The organism is Geobacter grbiciae (genome assembly GCF_018531165.1).
Classification (GTDB): Bacteria; Desulfobacterota; Desulfuromonadia; order Geobacterales; family Geobacteraceae; genus Geobacter; species Geobacter metallireducens.
In genome coordinates this window covers 203,486-220,541 of record NZ_JAHDIW010000001.1, presented here as the reverse complement: position 1 = coordinate 220,541, position 17,056 = coordinate 203,486, and the positions used below count along the sequence as shown (strand labels likewise).

Annotated in this window: 13 protein-coding genes, 1 other RNA gene and 1 pseudogene; 12 read left to right on the top strand and 3 right to left on the bottom strand. The window is 62.3% G+C overall.

The genetic code is table 11. The features are described from left to right. Window positions 1-22: 22 nt before the first annotated feature. On the bottom strand, window positions 23-1,468 hold the full coding sequence (locus KJB29_RS00990; protein ID WP_215732963.1) for an HD domain-containing phosphohydrolase: 1,446 nt from the start codon (window positions 1,466-1,468) through the stop codon (window positions 23-25). Window positions 1,469-1,637: 169 nt separating this feature from the next. Between KJB29_RS00990 and hemH the strand changes: the two genes are divergently transcribed. The 5 genes from hemH to KJB29_RS00965 all read left to right on the top strand — a co-directional run bounded on the left by hemH (window position 1,638) and on the right by KJB29_RS00965 (window position 6,865). Next, on the top strand, window positions 1,638-2,591 hold the full coding sequence (gene hemH, locus KJB29_RS00985; protein WP_215732962.1) for a ferrochelatase: 954 nt from the start codon (window positions 1,638-1,640) through the stop codon (window positions 2,589-2,591). A gap of 5 nt (window positions 2,592-2,596) precedes the next feature. Further along, the gene (locus KJB29_RS00980; protein ID WP_215733370.1) at window positions 2,597-2,782 is read left to right on the top strand and encodes a hypothetical protein; all 186 of its coding nucleotides are present in this window, start codon (window positions 2,597-2,599) and stop codon (window positions 2,780-2,782) included. A 6-nt stretch (window positions 2,783-2,788) separates the two neighbouring features. Next, on the top strand, window positions 2,789-3,607 hold the full coding sequence (locus KJB29_RS00975; protein WP_215732961.1) for an AAA family ATPase: 819 nt from the start codon (window positions 2,789-2,791) through the stop codon (window positions 3,605-3,607). A gap of 3 nt (window positions 3,608-3,610) precedes the next feature. Next, window positions 3,611-5,575, top strand: coding sequence for a TraB/GumN family protein (locus KJB29_RS00970; protein ID WP_215732960.1), 1,965 nt, complete (start codon window positions 3,611-3,613; stop codon window positions 5,573-5,575). 63 nt (window positions 5,576-5,638) lie between these two features. Further along, window positions 5,639-6,865, top strand: a complete 1,227-nt coding sequence (locus KJB29_RS00965) for a Tll0287-like domain-containing protein (protein ID WP_215732959.1) — start codon at window positions 5,639-5,641, stop codon at window positions 6,863-6,865. 55 nt (window positions 6,866-6,920) lie between these two features. Here the strand turns inward: KJB29_RS00965 and ssrS are convergent. Further along, window positions 6,921-7,101, bottom strand: a non-coding RNA gene (gene ssrS / locus KJB29_RS00960) — 6S RNA. A 42-nt stretch (window positions 7,102-7,143) separates the two neighbouring features. Further along, a complete protein-coding gene (aroF, locus tag KJB29_RS00955) occupies window positions 7,144-8,178 on the bottom strand; it encodes a 3-deoxy-7-phosphoheptulonate synthase (protein WP_215732958.1) in 1,035 nt (344 codons plus the stop codon). A 95-nt stretch (window positions 8,179-8,273) separates the two neighbouring features. On the opposite strand from aroF, the pseudogene KJB29_RS19785 reads away from it, so the two are divergent. The 7 genes and pseudogenes from KJB29_RS19785 to KJB29_RS00915 all read left to right on the top strand — a co-directional run bounded on the left by KJB29_RS19785 (window position 8,274) and on the right by KJB29_RS00915 (window position 17,049). After that, window positions 8,274-8,927, top strand: a pseudogene (locus KJB29_RS19785) (DUF507 family protein). Window positions 8,928-8,941: 14 nt separating this feature from the next. Then, window positions 8,942-9,508: a hypothetical protein gene (locus KJB29_RS00940; protein ID WP_246560091.1), complete on the top strand. Its 567-nt coding sequence runs from the start codon at window positions 8,942-8,944 to the stop codon at window positions 9,506-9,508. 139 nt (window positions 9,509-9,647) lie between these two features. After that, window positions 9,648-9,935, top strand: coding sequence for a co-chaperone GroES (groES, locus tag KJB29_RS00935; RefSeq protein WP_004513794.1), 288 nt, complete (start codon window positions 9,648-9,650; stop codon window positions 9,933-9,935). 106 nt (window positions 9,936-10,041) lie between these two features. Further along, the gene (groL, locus tag KJB29_RS00930; RefSeq protein WP_215732954.1) at window positions 10,042-11,682 is read left to right on the top strand and encodes a chaperonin GroEL; all 1,641 of its coding nucleotides are present in this window, start codon (window positions 10,042-10,044) and stop codon (window positions 11,680-11,682) included. A gap of 283 nt (window positions 11,683-11,965) precedes the next feature. After that, complete coding sequence (locus tag KJB29_RS00925) at window positions 11,966-14,026, top strand: serine protein kinase PrkA (protein WP_215732953.1); 2,061 nt, start codon at window positions 11,966-11,968, stop codon at window positions 14,024-14,026. Window positions 14,027-14,076: 50 nt separating this feature from the next. Beyond that, window positions 14,077-15,405 carry a DUF444 family protein gene (locus tag KJB29_RS00920; protein ID WP_215732952.1) on the top strand — a complete coding sequence of 443 codons (1,329 nt, stop codon included), beginning with the start codon at window positions 14,077-14,079 and terminating at the stop codon, window positions 15,403-15,405. 15 nt (window positions 15,406-15,420) lie between these two features. Further along, on the top strand, window positions 15,421-17,049 hold the full coding sequence (locus KJB29_RS00915) for a SpoVR family protein (protein ID WP_215732951.1): 1,629 nt from the start codon (window positions 15,421-15,423) through the stop codon (window positions 17,047-17,049). The last annotated feature ends 7 nt before the right edge of the window (window positions 17,050-17,056 follow it).

Genomic DNA, 17,056 nt, shown 5'->3' with positions numbered 1-17,056 from the left:
ATTCCAGGCCCGCATCCTGTCTTCACGCCTTCTCCGTCCCTCTCTTCGCGACAAAGCCCCCCCGCTTCATCCCTCGCAAAAACGCATCCACCACCTGGGGATCGAACTGGCTCCCCTTCCACCGCTCGATCTCCGCCAGGGCCGTTTCCTGGGGCATCCCCCGGCGGTAGGGGCGGTCGGTGGTCATGGCGTCGAAGGAGTCGGCCACGGTGATGATCCGCGCCACCAGGGGAATCTCCTCCCCCTTGAGGCCGCTGGGGTAGCCGGTGCCGTCGTAGAATTCGTGGTGATAGAGGATGGCGTTCATGACCGAGGAAAAGAAATCGGAGGTGGAGATGATCTCCATCCTCTTGAGGGAGTGGGCCTGCATGATCTCTAATTCCTCCGGGGTGAGGGAGCTCTCCTTGCGGAGAATGGCGTCGGGAATGCCGATCTTGCCGATGTCGTGGAGAATGGCTGCCATCTCCACCCGGGAGACGGTTTCCGGCGGGAGCCCCATCTCCCGGGCGATGCCGAGGGCGTAGCGGGCCACCCGGTCGATGTGGCCCCGGGTGTAGGAGTCCCGGGCCTCCACCGCCGCCGCCAGGGTCTTGAGGCCCGATTGGTAGCCGCTGATGATCTGGTCGGTCATGGTGTTGAAGGCGGTGCCGAGGTTCTCCAGTTCGTCCCCCGTGGTGAGGGTGGCCCGGGCCGTGTAGTTGCCGGCGCTGAGGCTGCCGGCAATACCGTGGAGGTGGGCCACCGGCGCCAGGACCATCCGGCGCAGGAGGTAGTAGAGGGTTCCCATCACCATGGCCATGATGCCGGCGCCGGCCAGGGCAAAGAGGATGCGGGCCTTGACGATCTGACGCTCCGCATCCTGGAGCGGCAGGGCGACGCTCAGCCCCCCCCGCACCTCGCCCACCTTGTATCCCTGCTGCAGGTGACAGGTGAGGCATGACTTCTCCACCACCAGGGGGATGATCCGCTGGTAGGCGGCATGGTCGCCGTCCCGCACGATGCCGGCGATGCCGTCGCGGCTGGCGGTGAAGCCGCGCCGCTCGAACTGCCGCAGTGCCTCGGCCTCGAAGGGGGCCGGCTTGTTTGCGGGGTTCAAGGGCTTGAGGCTTGAGAGGTGGAAGCGGTAGAGCCCTTTGCGTTGGGCGTATTCGGAGAGCTTACGGATGGCCAGGGCCGGGTTGTGGAAGACGTAGTCCCGTCCCTCCTTGTCGGTGATGCCGGAACCGGGCAGGTAGGGGTTCGGCTCCACCCCGGGGGCCTGGCGGATGTAGATCCCCTCATGCTCCGAGATCCAGGCCCGGGTGATGACCACCTGCTGGAGCAGTGCCGTGCTTTGGCGGTCCACGTGGTCGTAGATGGCCTTTTTTGCCTGCTCGTACATGAAGAAGAAAAGGATGCCGATTGTCACGAAGACCGTGATGCCGACGGCCACAAGAAACTTGCGGGCAAGGGCCAGCCTGATAGCCATGGAGTCCCTCTCTTTCCGGCGCGTGGGAACGTCTTCCCTGAAGCTTCAATAATACATTATCCGTGCCTAATATTCTCTCCTCGGGGCAAAATCATCTCTTCCGCCTTGACCGCCTCCGGGTAATGGGGTATCTGGAAGGGAAGCCGCATATCCCTTCAGCGAGGCGATCATGACAGAAAAAACCGCCGTCCTCCTCCTTCAGATGGGGGGGCCCGACTCCCTGAACGCCGTGGAGTCCTTCCTCGTCAACCTCTTCACCGACCGGGACATCATCCGGATTGGCCCCGCCTTCCTGCAGCCCTTCATCGCCCGGCTCATCGCCAAAAAGCGGGCCAGGCCCGTGGAGCGAAAGTACGAGGAGATCGGCGGCAAGTCCCCCATCCGGGAACTGACCGAGGCCCAGGCAAAGGCCCTGGAGGAGGTTCTGGGGGACGGGTACCGCTGCTTCACCGCCATGCGCTACTGGAAGCCCACCACGGTGGAGGCCCTGGCCGCCATCCGGCGGGAGGGAATCACGCGGGTCATCGCCCTCTCCCTCTATCCCCACTACTCCCGGGCCACCACCGGCTCCAGCGTGAACGAGCTGAAGCGGGTCCTGGCCCAATCGGGCGCCACCTTTGACGTCACCTACGTGGATCGCTTCTTTGACCATCCCCGCTACATCGAGGCCCTGGCCGAGAAAATAAAGGAAGGGCTCGACGACTTCCACCCCCTGGCCGAGGTGCAGATCCTCTTTTCGGCCCATTCCCTTCCCCAGTCCTTTATCGACGAAGGTGACCCCTACCTCTCCCATATCGAGGAGACGGTGCGGCTCGTCATGGAGCGGTTCGAGGGGGTCACCTACCACCTGGCCTTCCAGTCCCGGGCCGGGCCGGTCAAGTGGCTGGAGCCCTCCACCGAGGAGATGCTGGAGCACCTGGCGGCCCACCAGGTGAAGAACCTCCTCATGGTCCCCCTCTCCTTCGTGTCGGATCACATCGAGACCCTCCACGAGATCGACATCGAGTACGCCATGCTGGCCCACCGGCTGGGATACGCCAAGTTCCGCCGCTCTCCGTCCCTGAACAGCTCCCCGGCGTTCATCGACTGCCTGGCAGACCTGGTGCGGAAGGCAGGGACGTGAGCGGCATGGAAAACGGGACGAAAACCTGCGCCGTCTGCGGGGGGGAGTTCACCCCCGGAGAGGAGCGCACCCCCTACGAGGAGGCAGGCGAATGGCTGGCGGCCGAACTCTGGAACGACGCCGGCACCCTCTGTCCCCAATGCCTGGACAACCGGGCGAAACTCGCCATGATGTACGTTATCGACAGGTGAACTGCTATGGAACAGACAACCATCGACGGAATCTCCCTCTCCCTGGCCGGACCGGTCCAGCTTCCCCTGAAATGGGTCGGCCAGGATGAGCTCCTCCAGCAGCTCCTGGCGGCATGGATGGTCATCGACGACCGGGACATCCCCTTCAACCCCCGCCTCATCGGCAAGCCGGGGGTGGGGAAGACCACCCTCGCCTACGCCGCGGCACGGCGCCTTGGGCGCCCGGTCTACCTCTTCCAGGCCACCATGGACACCCGCCCCGAGGACCTCATCATCACCCCGGTCATCGGCCCCGACGGGAAGATCCAGTACGCCGCCTCGTCCCTCGTTTCCGCCATGGTGAAGGGAGGGATTCTCATCCTCGACGAGGGGAACCGCATGAGCGAGAAGGCCTGGGCCTCCCTGGCGCCGCTCCTGGACGACCGGCGCTACGTGGAGTCCATCATCACGGGGCTGAGGGTCCCGGCCCACCGGGATTTCCGGATCGTGGTCACCATGAACGAGGACGCCTCCACCTTCGAGGTCCCCGAGTACATCCACTCCCGGCTCCAGCCCCAGATCTTCATCGACTTCCCCGAGGCCGACGAGGAGCTCATGATCCTCAAGGAGAACCTCCCCTTCGCTCCGTCTCGAATCCTGAAATACGTGGTGGATTTCCTCCAGCGGGCCCACGCCGCCGACGAGCTCTACTCGGTCCGCGACGGCATCAACATCGCCCGCTATGCCCTCAAGATGATGGCCGCCACCGAACGCGCCGCCGCCGAGCTCCTCCCCCTTGCCGTGGAGCGGGTGCTGGGGGACGAGGCGCTGCGGTATCTGGCGTAAGCCATGCCCCACCGCCTCCACCTGGAACAGTTCGGCCCGGTTCACGCCCTCCCCGTCCTCCACTACCGGATGGAGTTCGCGCACCTCGTGCGGGAGGCGGTGCACCGGGTGAAGCCCGACTGCATCGCCCTGGAGCTGCCGCCGACCCTGGAGGCCCCCTTCCTGCGCGGAGTGGCCCGGCTGCCGGAGATGTCGGTCCTCCGCTACGGCACCAGGGGGAAGAAGAAAGGGGAGGAGACGGTCTACCTCCTCGTGGAGCCGGCGGATCCCCTGGTGGAGGGGGCACGGCTCGGCCGGGAGCTGGAGATCCCCGTGGCACTGATCGACGTGGATACCGATTCCTATCCCCTCCACCACGAAGCGCTCCCCGACCCCTACGCCATCCACCGGCTTGGCCTCACCCCCTACTACGAGGAGTATCGCAAGGGGTGCGCGGCGCTCTCCCACGGTCCCGAGGACCGGCGGCGGGAGCAGGGGATGGCCTTCCGGCTCCAGGAGCTTTCCCAAGAGCACGGCCGCATCCTCTTCATCTGCGGGATGTTCCACCTGGAGCGGGTGAAGGAGGAGTTCGGCCGCCCCCAGGCCGCGCCCCTGGAACGGGTCCGGCGCGAGAACGTGGCCCTCTTCAATCTCCACCCCGATTCCTGCCGGGAGATCCTCGGGGAGTTTCCTTTCCTCTCGGCAGTGTACGAGCTGCGTCGGGACACTCTGCCACCGGAGCCTGGAGACGGCAGTGCCACGCTGCGCAAACGGTATAGCGTATTGGAACTGATCGAGGGGGGGAAGCGGGAGATTCCCGAGGAGGAGCTCCTGCGTCATGCCATCGACCGGAGCGCCCGCCACACGGGGCGGGAGGGGGAGTTTCCGGACCGGCAGCGGATCATATACCATCTTTTCAAAGAGGCGGCACGCCACTACCGGCAGGAGACTGGCGAGCCGCTCCACCTCTGGCAGAAGCGGGCCTTCTTTCGCTTTGCCCGCAACTACGCCTTGACCGGCGGCATGCTCCTCCCCGATCTCTTCCAGCTTCTGGCCGCGGCCCGCGGCTGCATCGACGACAACTTCGCCTATGCTTTCTGGCGTCTGGCCACCCACTACCCTTGGCAGCGGACCGACGCCGACCTTCCCACCCTCGCCATCTCTCCCGAGGAGATCTGGGGTGGCGCTCGCCGTATCCGCTTCCGCCCCCGGCAGAAGCGGCAGAAGGGGCTGTCGCACCTGGGATTTCTGAAGCGGAAGAAGGAGAAGCGCCCCGGCGAGTGGCTGGAGGGGTTCGACAATCCCGCCATCTGCTCCTACCCGCCGGAGGACGTGGTGATCGAGGACTACGGCCGGTTCCTGAAGAGGAAGGGGGCCATGCAGCTCTCCGAGGAGCTCTCCCGCACCGAGCCCTTCACCGCCTCGCTCCTGGACGGGATCGACATGCGGGAGACCCTGCGCAATCTGGCCGACGGCCGGATCTACGTGCGGGAGAACCAGCGGGCCACGGGGGGCGTCGGCGGGGTGGTGGTGATCTTCGACGAGGACCGGGACAACCGCAGGTTCCCCTACCGGATGACCTGGCTCGGGGAGCACGATCAGGAGTCGGACATGGCCTTCTACGCCACCTCCCCGGCCGACAACATCGTGGGCCCCGGCATCTGCCGCTGCGAGTACGGCGGCTTCCTCCTCTCCTACCCTCCCCGGCGCATGATGGACGTCTGGCACGACCCGGACTACGCCTTTGCCCGCTCGAAAGCCGAGGTGCTCCTCCTGGCGGCCCTGGACTACTCCCCCGAGAAGCACGTGGTCTACGCGGCGCCCCGTCCCCCCCGGAGCATGTTCCGCCAGCTGGCGGCCCGCATGGGGAAGAAGATCGTCTACATCCCCCTCGGCTCCCTGTCGCCGGTGAAGCTCAAGGGGCTGCGGGTCCTCCACATCCTCCATGGCCACGACAAGCGGGAGATCGCGAAGAACTATGTCTGGTGACCCTCCTTGTCGAGGGCGGCCGGACGGGTATACTTGAAGCAATGTTAATGGCCGGAGGCACGCATGTCCTGGTTTGCCAACCTGAAGATCAGCACGAAGTTCAACATCATTCTGTCGCTCCTTCTGGTTTTCGTCTTTCTGGCGGCGGCCTTCTTCGTCTACCATCGGGAAAGGGCGCTCATCGACCGGATCGCCGTGGACAACGCCCGGAGCATTGCCCGGCAGATCATCGAGACCCGTGACTACATCTCCAGCGTGGTAAAGGGGGAGCCCAACGAGAACTACAACCTGGTTCCCCAGGTGGTGGCCACCAACGTGGCCAAGCGGCTGACCAGGGGGAGCGACTACTATGTGCGGCAGGTTTCGCTCCGGTACCGCAACCCCGACAACCGCCCCGATCCGTACGAGGAAGAGATGCTCAAGCTCTTCGCGGCAAAGAAGAGCACGGAAACCTACCGCATCGTCCGGACCGACAAGGAGCAGAGTTTTCGCTACATGCTCTCGATGGTGGCGGAGAAGAGCTGCCTCGAATGCCACGGCCGCTACGAGGATGCGCCACCCTTTGTCCGGGCCCGCTTCCCCAAGGGGCATTTCTCCTACAACTACCAGGTCGGCGAGGTGATCGGCGCCGTGTCGGTCTCGATCCCCCTGGCCGACCTCTACCGCGAGGCCGGGACCGACTTCAGACTCGATCTGGCCACCCGGGGGCTCACCTTCTGTCTCATCATTTTCGTGATGGGATTCCTTGTCCGGCGCGCCATCATTGACCCGCTCCGGCAGGTTTCCGCCTCCATCACCCATGTCGCTGCCACCGGCAGTTTCGGCGACCGGATTCCCCAGCGCTCCCGGGACGAGATCGGCGAACTCGTGGCCGCCTTCAACGGCATGATGGAGGAGTTGGACCTCAAGACCCGCCAACGGCTAGAGTCCGAGGACCGCTACCGCAATGTCCTGGAGATGGCCCAGTCGGCCATTGTCACCTTCCTGGCCGACGGCAAGCTCATCATCACCAATCGCCGCGCCGAGGACCTCTTCGGGCTGCCCAAAGGGGAACTCCTCGGGGCATCGATCTACACCTTCCTGGCCGACGGCGACGGGGTGCGGGAGGGGATCGCGGCATACCTGCGCGACGGGACGGGGGGATTGGTTGGTGAGACGACTTCCCGGAAAATACGGGACATCAGGGGGAGGATAACTGAGGTTGAGATGGCCCTCTCCGTTTCACGGTCGGACCATAATCCCCTCTTTACGGCAATCCTGAGGGAGCACAACCAACACTCGGCCTACTGAAAAAGTTTCGGCACAAAAAGAGGGGGAACGCTTGATGCGCTCCCCCTCTTTTGATAATCCCTCCACCATGCCGTTGGCTTGTAAGGGCCTCACAGCGAGTTCCTTACAGGTGGCAGGCTCTGTACCGCTTCAGGCAAATCCCACATGATGGGGCAGCACACCACGGTAGAAAGAACCCCCGTCTTACGTAAATGTTCCGCTGGGGCATATCAGCCTGACGCGCATGGCAGAGAGAATTCTAATATTTGTAGCTAGTTTAGCCTCCTCTCCCGGATAAATCAAGGGGCTTTTTCTCCACCGTCGTCGACCCCGAGGAATGCGTTCAGGCGCCTGATTTCCTCCATGAGCAGATCAAAGCCGTGGAAGGTCAGGGATTGGGGACCGTCGGAGAGGGCCTTGTCCGGCTCCGGATGGACTTCAATCAGGACGCCGTGGGCTCCGGCCACCAGTGCCGCCTTGGCCATGGGGGCCACGAGGCTCCGCTTTCCCGTGGCGTGGGAAGGGTCCACCATGACCGGCAGGTGGGACATCTCCCGGATGAGGGGAACCACCGCCAGGTCCAGGGTGTTGCGGGTGGCGGTCTCAAAGGTCCTGATCCCCCGCTCGCAGAGGATCACGTGGGGGTTCCCCTCGGCCAGGATGTATTCGGCGGCGGCCAGGAATTCTTCGATGGTTGCGCTCATGCCCCGCTTGAGCAGGACCGGCTTCTGGATGCGGCCAAGCTCCTTGAGGAGCTCGAAATTCTGCATGTTGCGGGCACCCACCTGGAGGAGGTCGGCGTATTCCGCCACGAGCCCCACCGTGTCGGGACTCATGACTTCGGTGACGATGGGAAGTCCTGTTGCCTCCCGGGCCTTGGCCAGGAGCTTCAGACCCTCTTCCCGCATTCCCTGGAAGGTATGGGGGCCGGTGCGGGGCTTGAACGCCCCTCCACGGAGAAGATCCGCCCCAGCCTTCTTGACGGCCCGGGCGGTCTTCAGGATCTGCTCCTCCCCTTCCACCGCGCAGGGGCCGGCCACCACCACCGGCCGTTTCCCCTCGCCGATGGAGACGCCACAGACCTTCACGATGGTGTTGCGGGGATGGAAGTCGCGGGAGACGAGCTTGTAGGGCTTGGAGACGTGGATCACTTCCTGGACGCCGGGGAGGTCCCTGATGGTGGTGTCGTCCACGTACCCCTTGTTGCCGAGGACCCCGATGGCGGTCCGCTCGCTCCCCGGAATCGGCGCCGCCGTAAGCCCCATGGTTTCCACCGTCTTCACAACCGCCTCGATCTGTTTCGGACCAGCCTTGTGGTTCATGACGATCAGCACGCGCCCCTCCTTTTCCAAGATTGCAGTCGTCTCATCGGAGCAACGATACCAGAGGGGGACACGGGGGTCAACGGTGCCTTGCTTTTTCGCCGGCAATGGGTAGAATGGATTTCCCGGCCGCAATGACCGGGCCACGACGTGACGGAGCATCGGGAGGACCCATGAAGCTCAAGGAAGCGCAGATCGCCCGGCTCGCGGAGCAGGTGCTGGAACGGCTCATCGCCGCGGGGCTCATAAACCTCAAGGCCGAGCGGGGGGTCGTCCTCGACCGGATTAAAAAAGCCGTTGCCTCCGATGCCAAGGGGGAAGAGGATCTGGCGCGGGAGGCCGAGCGCCTCCTGGAGCAGACCCTGCGCTCCATGGGGGGGGGCGTCGGCATCGACCGGCACAAGATGCTGAAGATGATCAAGGAGCGGCTGGCCAAGGAGAAGGGGATCGTCATCTGACCCTGGCCCGCCGGCACGGAGCACAAAACCATGAGCATTTCCGAAGACCGCATATCCCATCTGGCCCATCGGATCCAGGACCGGCTCTGGAAGGACGACCTGGCCGATTTCCCCGATGAGCGGCGCTCGCTGCAGTGCATCAAGGAGGCGATCTCCTCCTTCTTCGCGGTGACCGGCGAGGTGGATGCCGCCGTCCGCAGGAAGCTTGCCTCCTACGCCCAGGCCAAGGTGCCGGGGAGCCGGGAGTACGAGGTCCTCTACCAGAAATTCTACCAGGAAGAGATGGCGAAGCGGAAATGGTGAGCTTCTGCGGCAGATTGACGCGCGCGCTTGTCTTTACGGCGCTTCTCGCCATCGTTTTCATGGTGCTGGCCGGCTGCGGACCAAAAACCCAGATCAGCGTCTCCCCCTCCTTCCGCCCCGCCTCCGATGTGGAAACCGCCTATGTGGTCCCCTTTGGCGGCGCCCTGGTACCCGAGGAGTTCTCCGCCACGGTCTTCAACGATTTTGTGGACCAGCTCAACGGCCGCCGGCGCGAGACCGGGATCCGCTCCTTCGCCATCCTCAAGGACGAGGTGAGCGCGGTGGATCCCGGCTGGCTCGCCCGCCAGTACTACATCTCTGGCGACATCTGGAGTTATGTGGAGGACTCGGGGTGCTGCTCCACCAATATCCGGGTCAAGGCCCGGGTCTATATCCATGAGCCCGGCAAGAGCATTCCGTCGGTGGAGATCTTCGTCCCCATGGAGAGCTTCTTCGACCATGACCGCTCCACCATCGACCGGGAGCGGGGCCGCCTTGCCCGGGACCTTGCCCGCGACCTTTCCCAGAAAGTACTTGCCGCCATGGCGCCGCCACGTCCCCCTGTGTCTTCTTCCCCCTGAAATTTTTTTTGCAAATGACCTTGATTTTTGCCCGGGGGGTGACTATAGTTACTTCGCGTTAGCACTCAGCTGTATCGAGTGCTAATTTTTTTCGATGAAATCACGTGAGCATACTCATGGAAGAAAGGAGAAGCAGCAGATGAAACTCAGACCGTTGCAGGACCGCATCCTCGTGAAGAGAATCGAGGAGGAGCAAGTTACCGCCGGAGGGATCTTCATCCCCGACACCGCCAAGGAGAAGCCCCAGCGCGGCGAAATCGTGGCCGTCGGCAATGGCAAGAAGACCGAAGACGGCAAGGTTATCCCCATCGACCTGAAGGTGGGCGACAAGGTGCTCTTCGGCAAATATGCCGGCACCGACATCAAGGTCGAAGGCGAAGACTTCCTGATTATGAGGGAAGACGACATCCTCGGCGTCATCGAATAGAGTGGCCGGCTTCGCCGAAGGTCCATCCGGAGCCTTTGGCCGTGCCATGAAACAGCATAGATAACAACATACGAAGACGAAGATTAAATAGGGAGGAACGAGTAACATGGCAAAGATTATCAAGTTCGATCAGGAAGGTCGCAACGCCATCCTGAAAGGTGTCAATACTCTTGCTGACGCGGTCAAGGTGACCCTCGGCCCCAAGGGACGCAACGTCATCATCGAGAAGTCGTTCGGTTCCCCGCTCATCACCAAGGACGGCGTCACCGTCGCCAAGGAAATCGAGCTGGAGGACAAGTTCGAGAACATGGGCGCCCAGCTTGTGAAGGAAGTCGCTTCCAAGACCTCCGACGTTGCCGGCGACGGCACCACCACCGCCACGGTTCTCGCCCAGGCCATCTACCGCCAGGGCTCCAAGCTGGTGGCCGCCGGCCACAACCCCATGGAGATCAAGCGCGGCATCGACAGCGCCGTTGAGACCATCGTGGCCGAGCTCCAGAAGATCTCCAAGCCGATCAAGGACCACAAGGAGATCGCCCAGGTCGGCACCATCTCCGCCAACAACGACAAGACCATCGGCGGCATCATCGCCGAGGCCATGGAGAAAGTCGGCAAGGAAGGGGTCATCACCGTGGAGGAAGCCAAGGCCATGGAGACCAGCCTTGAGACCGTCGAGGGGATGCAGTTCGACCGCGGCTACCTCTCCCCCTACTTCGTGACCGATCCGGAGCGCATGGAGGCTTCCCTCGAGAACGCCAACATCCTGATCCACGACAAGAAGATCTCCAACATGAAGGACCTGCTCCCGATCCTTGAGCAGACCGCCAAGAGCGGCCGTCCGCTGCTGATCATCGCCGAGGACATCGAGGGCGAGGCCCTGGCCACCCTGGTTGTCAACAAGCTGCGCGGCGTCCTCAACATCTGCGCCGTCAAGGCTCCGGGCTTCGGCGACCGCCGCAAGGCCATGCTGGAAGACATCGCCGTTCTCACCGGCGGCAAGGTGATTTCCGAAGAGCTCGGCTTCAAGCTCGAGAACGCCACCTTCGACATGCTCGGCACTGCCAAGCGGATCACCATCGACAAGGACAACACCACCATCATTGACGGCGACGGTTCCGAAGCCGACATCCAGGGCCGCGTGAAGCAGATTCGCGCCCAGATCGAAGAAACCAGCAGCGACTATGACCGCGAGAAGCTCCAGGAGCGCCTGGCCAAGCTCGTGGGCGGCGTTGCCGTCATCAAGGTCGGTGCCGCCACCGAAACCGAGATGAAAGAGAAGAAGGCACGGGTCGAGGACGCCCTCCACGCTACCCGCGCGGCCGTTGACGAAGGGATCGTCCCCGGCGGCGGCGTTGCCTACATCCGTTCCCTCTCCGCCCTCGATGGGGTCAGCCTCCCTGCTGAGCAGCAGTTTGGCGTTACCCTCATCAAGCGCGCCCTTGAAGAGCCAATTCGCCAGATCGCCCAGAACGCCGGCGTTGACGGCTCCATCGTCGTCGACAAGGTGAAGAACGGCAAAGACGCATTCGGCTTCAACGCTGCCGATGACGAGTACGTGGACATGATCGCGGCCGGCATCATCGACCCGACCAAGGTTTCCCGCTCGGCTCTGCAGAATGCCGCTTCCGTGGCCGGCCTTATGCTGACCACCGAGGCTATGATCGCCGAAAAGCCCAAAGACGAAGCAGCGCTGCCTGCCATGCCCGGCGGCATGGGCGGCATGGGTGGCATGGGCGGCATGATGTAAATCATTCCAGCCCATTCTGGATGAACCCAAAGAGGGGAAGGACTTCGGTCTTTCCCCTCTTTTTGTTTCCAGGATTTTACCGCCCTGTTTCTATTGAGTTTTTGAGTGGTAACCTTTGAAATATCAACCCATTTAACGAATAAAAAAATGCTGGGTGGGTCCTTGGCTCCCCGCAAAAATGTGTATACTTAATAAACGCCAAGGGTTGCCCCGCGGCCCACACTTATCGGGCAGGTAAAGAGCCTGCTTTTCCTGCCCGCGTTTCGAGGGAGGGGAGAAGACGATGAACGGTACCAGCACCGTGACGCTGCGCGAACATATCGCCGCGGTCAAGGAGGGAACACGCCGCTTCGAGAACGCCTTCCAGGGGGTGACCCGGATGATCCTGGAGCAGGGAGTCGACAAGGTGGTTGTCAACGGACGCACCACCTACGATTTCCGGATATTCCGCACCGGCCGCAAGCATCCCGTCGGCATGTACGACGAGATCAACAGCTTCGTCTCCTTCGTGAAGGATGCGGCCGAAGGGGGATCCTCCAAGGAAATGGCCTTTGTACTCGTCGGGGAGCCGGGCAACGGCAAGACTTTCTTCGTGGAGTTCGTCTGCGGACGCTACCGGGAGTTCCTCTCGAAGCCCGAAAACCGGCGCTATTCATTCCGCTACACCGGAATGGCACAGTTGGGGAGCTACGGTAAGATCGACGTCATTGAGTCCCAGACCTACGAAGACCCCATGGTTCTTGCCATGAACCTCTTCGAGAGCCGAAGCGAAGGGGCGGAATTCCTGGCGCGGGAGTTCGGCTTTAGCGACAGCGAGATTGAACACCTCTCCGACAACTATCGTCCCCTGGGGGCCTGCTCCAGCTACATCCTGAACGACATCAGGAACTTCTCCGGCGGCAACATCGACGAGATGCTGAAGTTCATCGAAGTTATACCGGTTCCCCTTACCGAGACCCTGGGGACCGTCACCGGCAAGTACGCAGCCAAGGACAAGATCACCTCCAGCGCCGTGGACCTCCTGGGGGAGGAGTCGATCCAGCGGCTCCTCCACATCACCGACATCAACAACCCCTACCGCTTCGACCTGCGCCGCGGCGCCCTGGCCCGGGTGGCCGGCGGCGGCATCCATTTTTCCGACGAGATCTACAAGAACAAGAAGGACCTGGTGCAGGTGTATCTCGGGGTAATCCAGAACCGGATGATCGAAATCGACGGCTACCGCTGGCCCATCGACACCCTCATCATCGCCACCAGCAACAACGCCGAGTTCAACCGCTACCTCTCCGAAAAGGAAGAGGCCCCCATCATCGACCGGTGCCGTATCTGCTACGTCTCCCACAACACCAACTACCGGATGCAGGAGCAGCTCACCACCTACGCCATCGGCGGCGAGACCAAGACCACCCTGAACCGGGAAGAGCTCCACCAGGACCCGAACCTGAACTACGCCGCCTGCGTAGGGGTGGTGCTGACAAGGCTCCCCCGTTCCGAGAAGCTCACACCCATCGAGACCATGAAGCTGGGGGCAGGGGAGATCGCCGGGGAGAAGAGCCTCAAAACCCTGGCCGAGGTGGTGGATATACTCAGCCAGGAACAGGACGTCACCAAGCGTTTCGGCCAGAAGGGGCTCGGCCAGCGGAACCTGGGGCGGGCCGTCCAGCTCCTGGTGGAGAGCTCGGAGACCAACGAGGGGCGCTGCATGGTGGCCTACGACGTGTTCAAGTCCCTGGAGCGGATCGTTCTCGACTATGTCCCCGACCAGAACGACCGGGCCAAGTATCTGGAGGACCTGAAGATAGCCAAGGGGCTCTACCGCGAGCGGATCATGACCGAGATGTTCAACGCCTACATGGACGAGCCTTACGCCGTCAAGAAGGACGTCATGAACTACGTGAACATGATCATCGGCATCGACGCGGAGAGTCTCGGCCCCGACCGGATGTGGAAGTACAAGGATCCCCAGACCGGCGAGCTGAAGGCCCTGAAGATCGATGAGCGCTACGTGAAGAACGTGGAGGACCGGCTTGGCCTCAAGACCGACGAGCAGCGGGAGAGCTTCCGCACCTCCATTCGCAAGATCTACGGCCAGAAGATATCGGTGGATTCCACCTACGACTTCATGGACAACCTGGAGTTGGTGAAGGCGGTGACCGATGTGCGGCTCAAGAGCGACATCGCCGGTGCCGGGAGCCTCATCGGCGCCCTGGCCAACCGGACCAACGAGGAGAACCAGAAGCTCTACGACCGGATGGTTGACACCATGCTGAAGAAGCTGGGCTACTGCCGGACCTGCGCCCAGAAGACGATAGAGTACTTCTGCACGCAGGAAGACGAGATCTAGATAGAAACGCGGCTTTTCCGCAATCTCTGCGTTGATCTTCATAATTGCTTGTGCGGCGTAGCGCTGTTACGCCTCCGCGCAATCATTCGATCGCCTTGACCTTGCGAAAAATCCACGTTTCTATACGGTCTGAAACCAACATGAAAAACGAAGACTCCAAAATCTTTAAAATATGGGACATCTCCTCCCTTGCCCCCGGGCCTGAAGGGTCCTACACCACCCGGATTCGCTCCCTGGATGAACTTCTGGAGCGGGACCGGCTCCGGGAAGAGGACGGCTTTCCGCGCAAGATCCGGATCGGCAAGCTCATCAAGCCGGGTAAGGGGAAACAGGAGAAGTTCGTGGTGGTCCCCACCACGGTGGAAGAGAAGTTCATGCACGACCGGGCCCCCACTCCTCCCGAAGAGGAGGAACCCATGGGGGGGACCGGCGACGAGGCGGAAGGGGATATCCTCGGCGAGCAGCCGGTCCGCCCCGAGCAGGGGGCGGGAAGCGGCACTGCGGGACACGGTGGCGGCGAGGGGCATGAACTGGAGTCATCGGCCTACGACCTGGGGCGGATTCTGACGGAGCGGTTCAATCTGCCGAATCTGAAGGAAAAGGGGAAGAAGAGTTCCCTCTCCCACTACACCTACGACCTCACCGACCGCAACCGGGGCTTCGGCCAGATCCTCGAAAAGAAGCAGACCCTCAGGCGGGTCATCGAGACCAACATCGCCCTGGGGAACATCGATGATGTGACCAATATCGACACGACCCGCCTCCTCATCGACCCCCGGGACCGAATCTTCCGGATCCTCTCCCGGGAACTGGAGTACGAGTCCCAGGCCCTCGTCTTCTTCGTCCGTGACTATTCCGGATCCATGGAGGGGAAGGCATCGGAGGTGATCTGCTCCCAGCACGTGCTCATCTACAGCTGGCTCCTCTACCAGTTCGCCAGGCAGGTGGAGACCCGATTCGTCCTCCATGACAACGACGCCCGGGAGGTCCCCGACTTCTACACCTACTACAACCTCCGGGTTGCCGGGGGAACGAGGGTGGCGGCGGCCTACAAGATGGTGAACGACATCGTGGAGCAGGAGAGCCTTGCCAAGGATTACAACATCTATGTCTTCCACGGCACCGACGGCGACGACTGGGACACCAACGGCGAGGAGACCATTCCCGAACTGCGGCGGATGCTCACCTACACCAACCGGGTGGGGATCACCATCGCCGAGCATAACGCCTACGGCTCCCGCGGGGCCACCGAGGTGGAGCGGTACCTGAAGGGGTCGGGGCTCCTGGATGAAAAGCCGGAGTTTTTGCGCATGGATGTGATGGGAGAGGATGCCGACGAGACGCGGATTATCGACGGGATCAAGAAGCTGATCTCCTGATTCCTCAAGGTTATTATGGAACTCATCGATCAACATACCAAGAGCATCATGGAAGGGTGCAAGGAGCGCGCTCGCGACGCCGGCTTGCGCTTCTCCGACGAGACCCTGGAGTACATCGTCACCAACCGGGACATGCTGGAGCTTCACCCGAAGGTGATGATCCCGACCCTCTACGACTACTGGGTCCATGACGTGGAACTGCTCAGGGAAAAGGGAAAGTACGAACTCTACCCCAGCAACCCCTACGAGACGGTCATCAACACCCGCCCTCCCATCTCCTTTTACAACGACAACAATCCCGACTGGCTGAACGTGATGATCTTCTACCACGTCCTGGCCCACATCGACTTCTTCCAGAACAACCTCTACTTCCGCCATACCTGGGAATACGACCTGACCGGGAAGGCCCTGGCCGACAAGCGGCTCATCGCGCGGTTGCGCTCCGAGCACGGCCGGTGGGTCGACTACGTCATCGAGTTCGCCCGTTCCATCGACAACCTGGTGGGGTACTTTGACGGGCTCTCCCACCTCTTCCGGCAGGACCGCCCCCCCTTTTCCAAGCGGCTCGACTACTACTTCGACGTCTTCCTCCAGGAGGTCAAGGGGGTGAAGACTGCCGAGTACGTGAAGGAGATCGAGCGCTACAACCGCTGCAGGCGGGAAGTGGGTGAGCTGTGCGAAGAGAGCTTCTTTGCCGACGTGGTCGCGAAGAATCCGGAGTTCGAGGCGTTCTATCTCAAGGGAACCCGGGAGAAGAAGGACGAGCGGCTCGATCTTCTCCAGTTCCTCATGGAGCATTCGGAGTTCCTGAACCAGGACGAAAACCTGTGGATGAAGTCGGTGCTGGAGGTGATCCGCTCCACATCGGTCTACTTCCAGCCCCAGATCCGGACCAAGATCATGAACGAGGGGTGGGCCAGCTACTGGCACGAGGCCCTCTTCCTCACCGACGACCGGATCAAGGGGCACGAGGTGGACTTCGCACGGGTCCACTCGGGGGTCACCTGCCTCCACCGGGTGGGGCTCAATCCCTATGCCATCGGAATGCGGCTCTTCCAGCAGATCGAGGAGGGGGGCGATCAGGGGCGGCTCTCCCTGGAGTACCAGCGGCTTGCCGACAGCCATGCCCGGAAGGAGTTCGACCGGGCCACCGGCACGGGGCGCGACGTTATCTTCGCGGTGCGGGAAAACCTCTGCGACTTCACCTTCATCAACACCTACGTGGACCAGGACTTCGTCAACCGCCACAACCTCTTCGTGGTGGGTAAGCGCCTGAATGCGGAGCGGACGGCGTGGCAGTACTACGTCAAGAGCCGTAAGGCCGAGGAATACCGGGGCATGCTCCTGGAATCCCTCTACCATCCACCCCGCATTGAGGTGGACCGGGCAAAGGGGGGTGGAAAGACCCTCTACCTCAACCATCTCTTCGAGGGGAAACCGCTGATTCCGGACTTTATCGCCAACACCATGCTGGGGATAGAATTCCTCTGGGGGGGACCGGTGAAGCTGGAGACCAGCGAAGTGGTGTCGGCTCCTCCCCGGGAAGCGGGCGCGCCCCGCGGCGAAGGGGAAGCGCCGAAGATCCACTGGCGTCGGCACGTCTATACCATGGAAAACCGGACACTTTCCAAGACTCTCGTGTGAGCGGAAC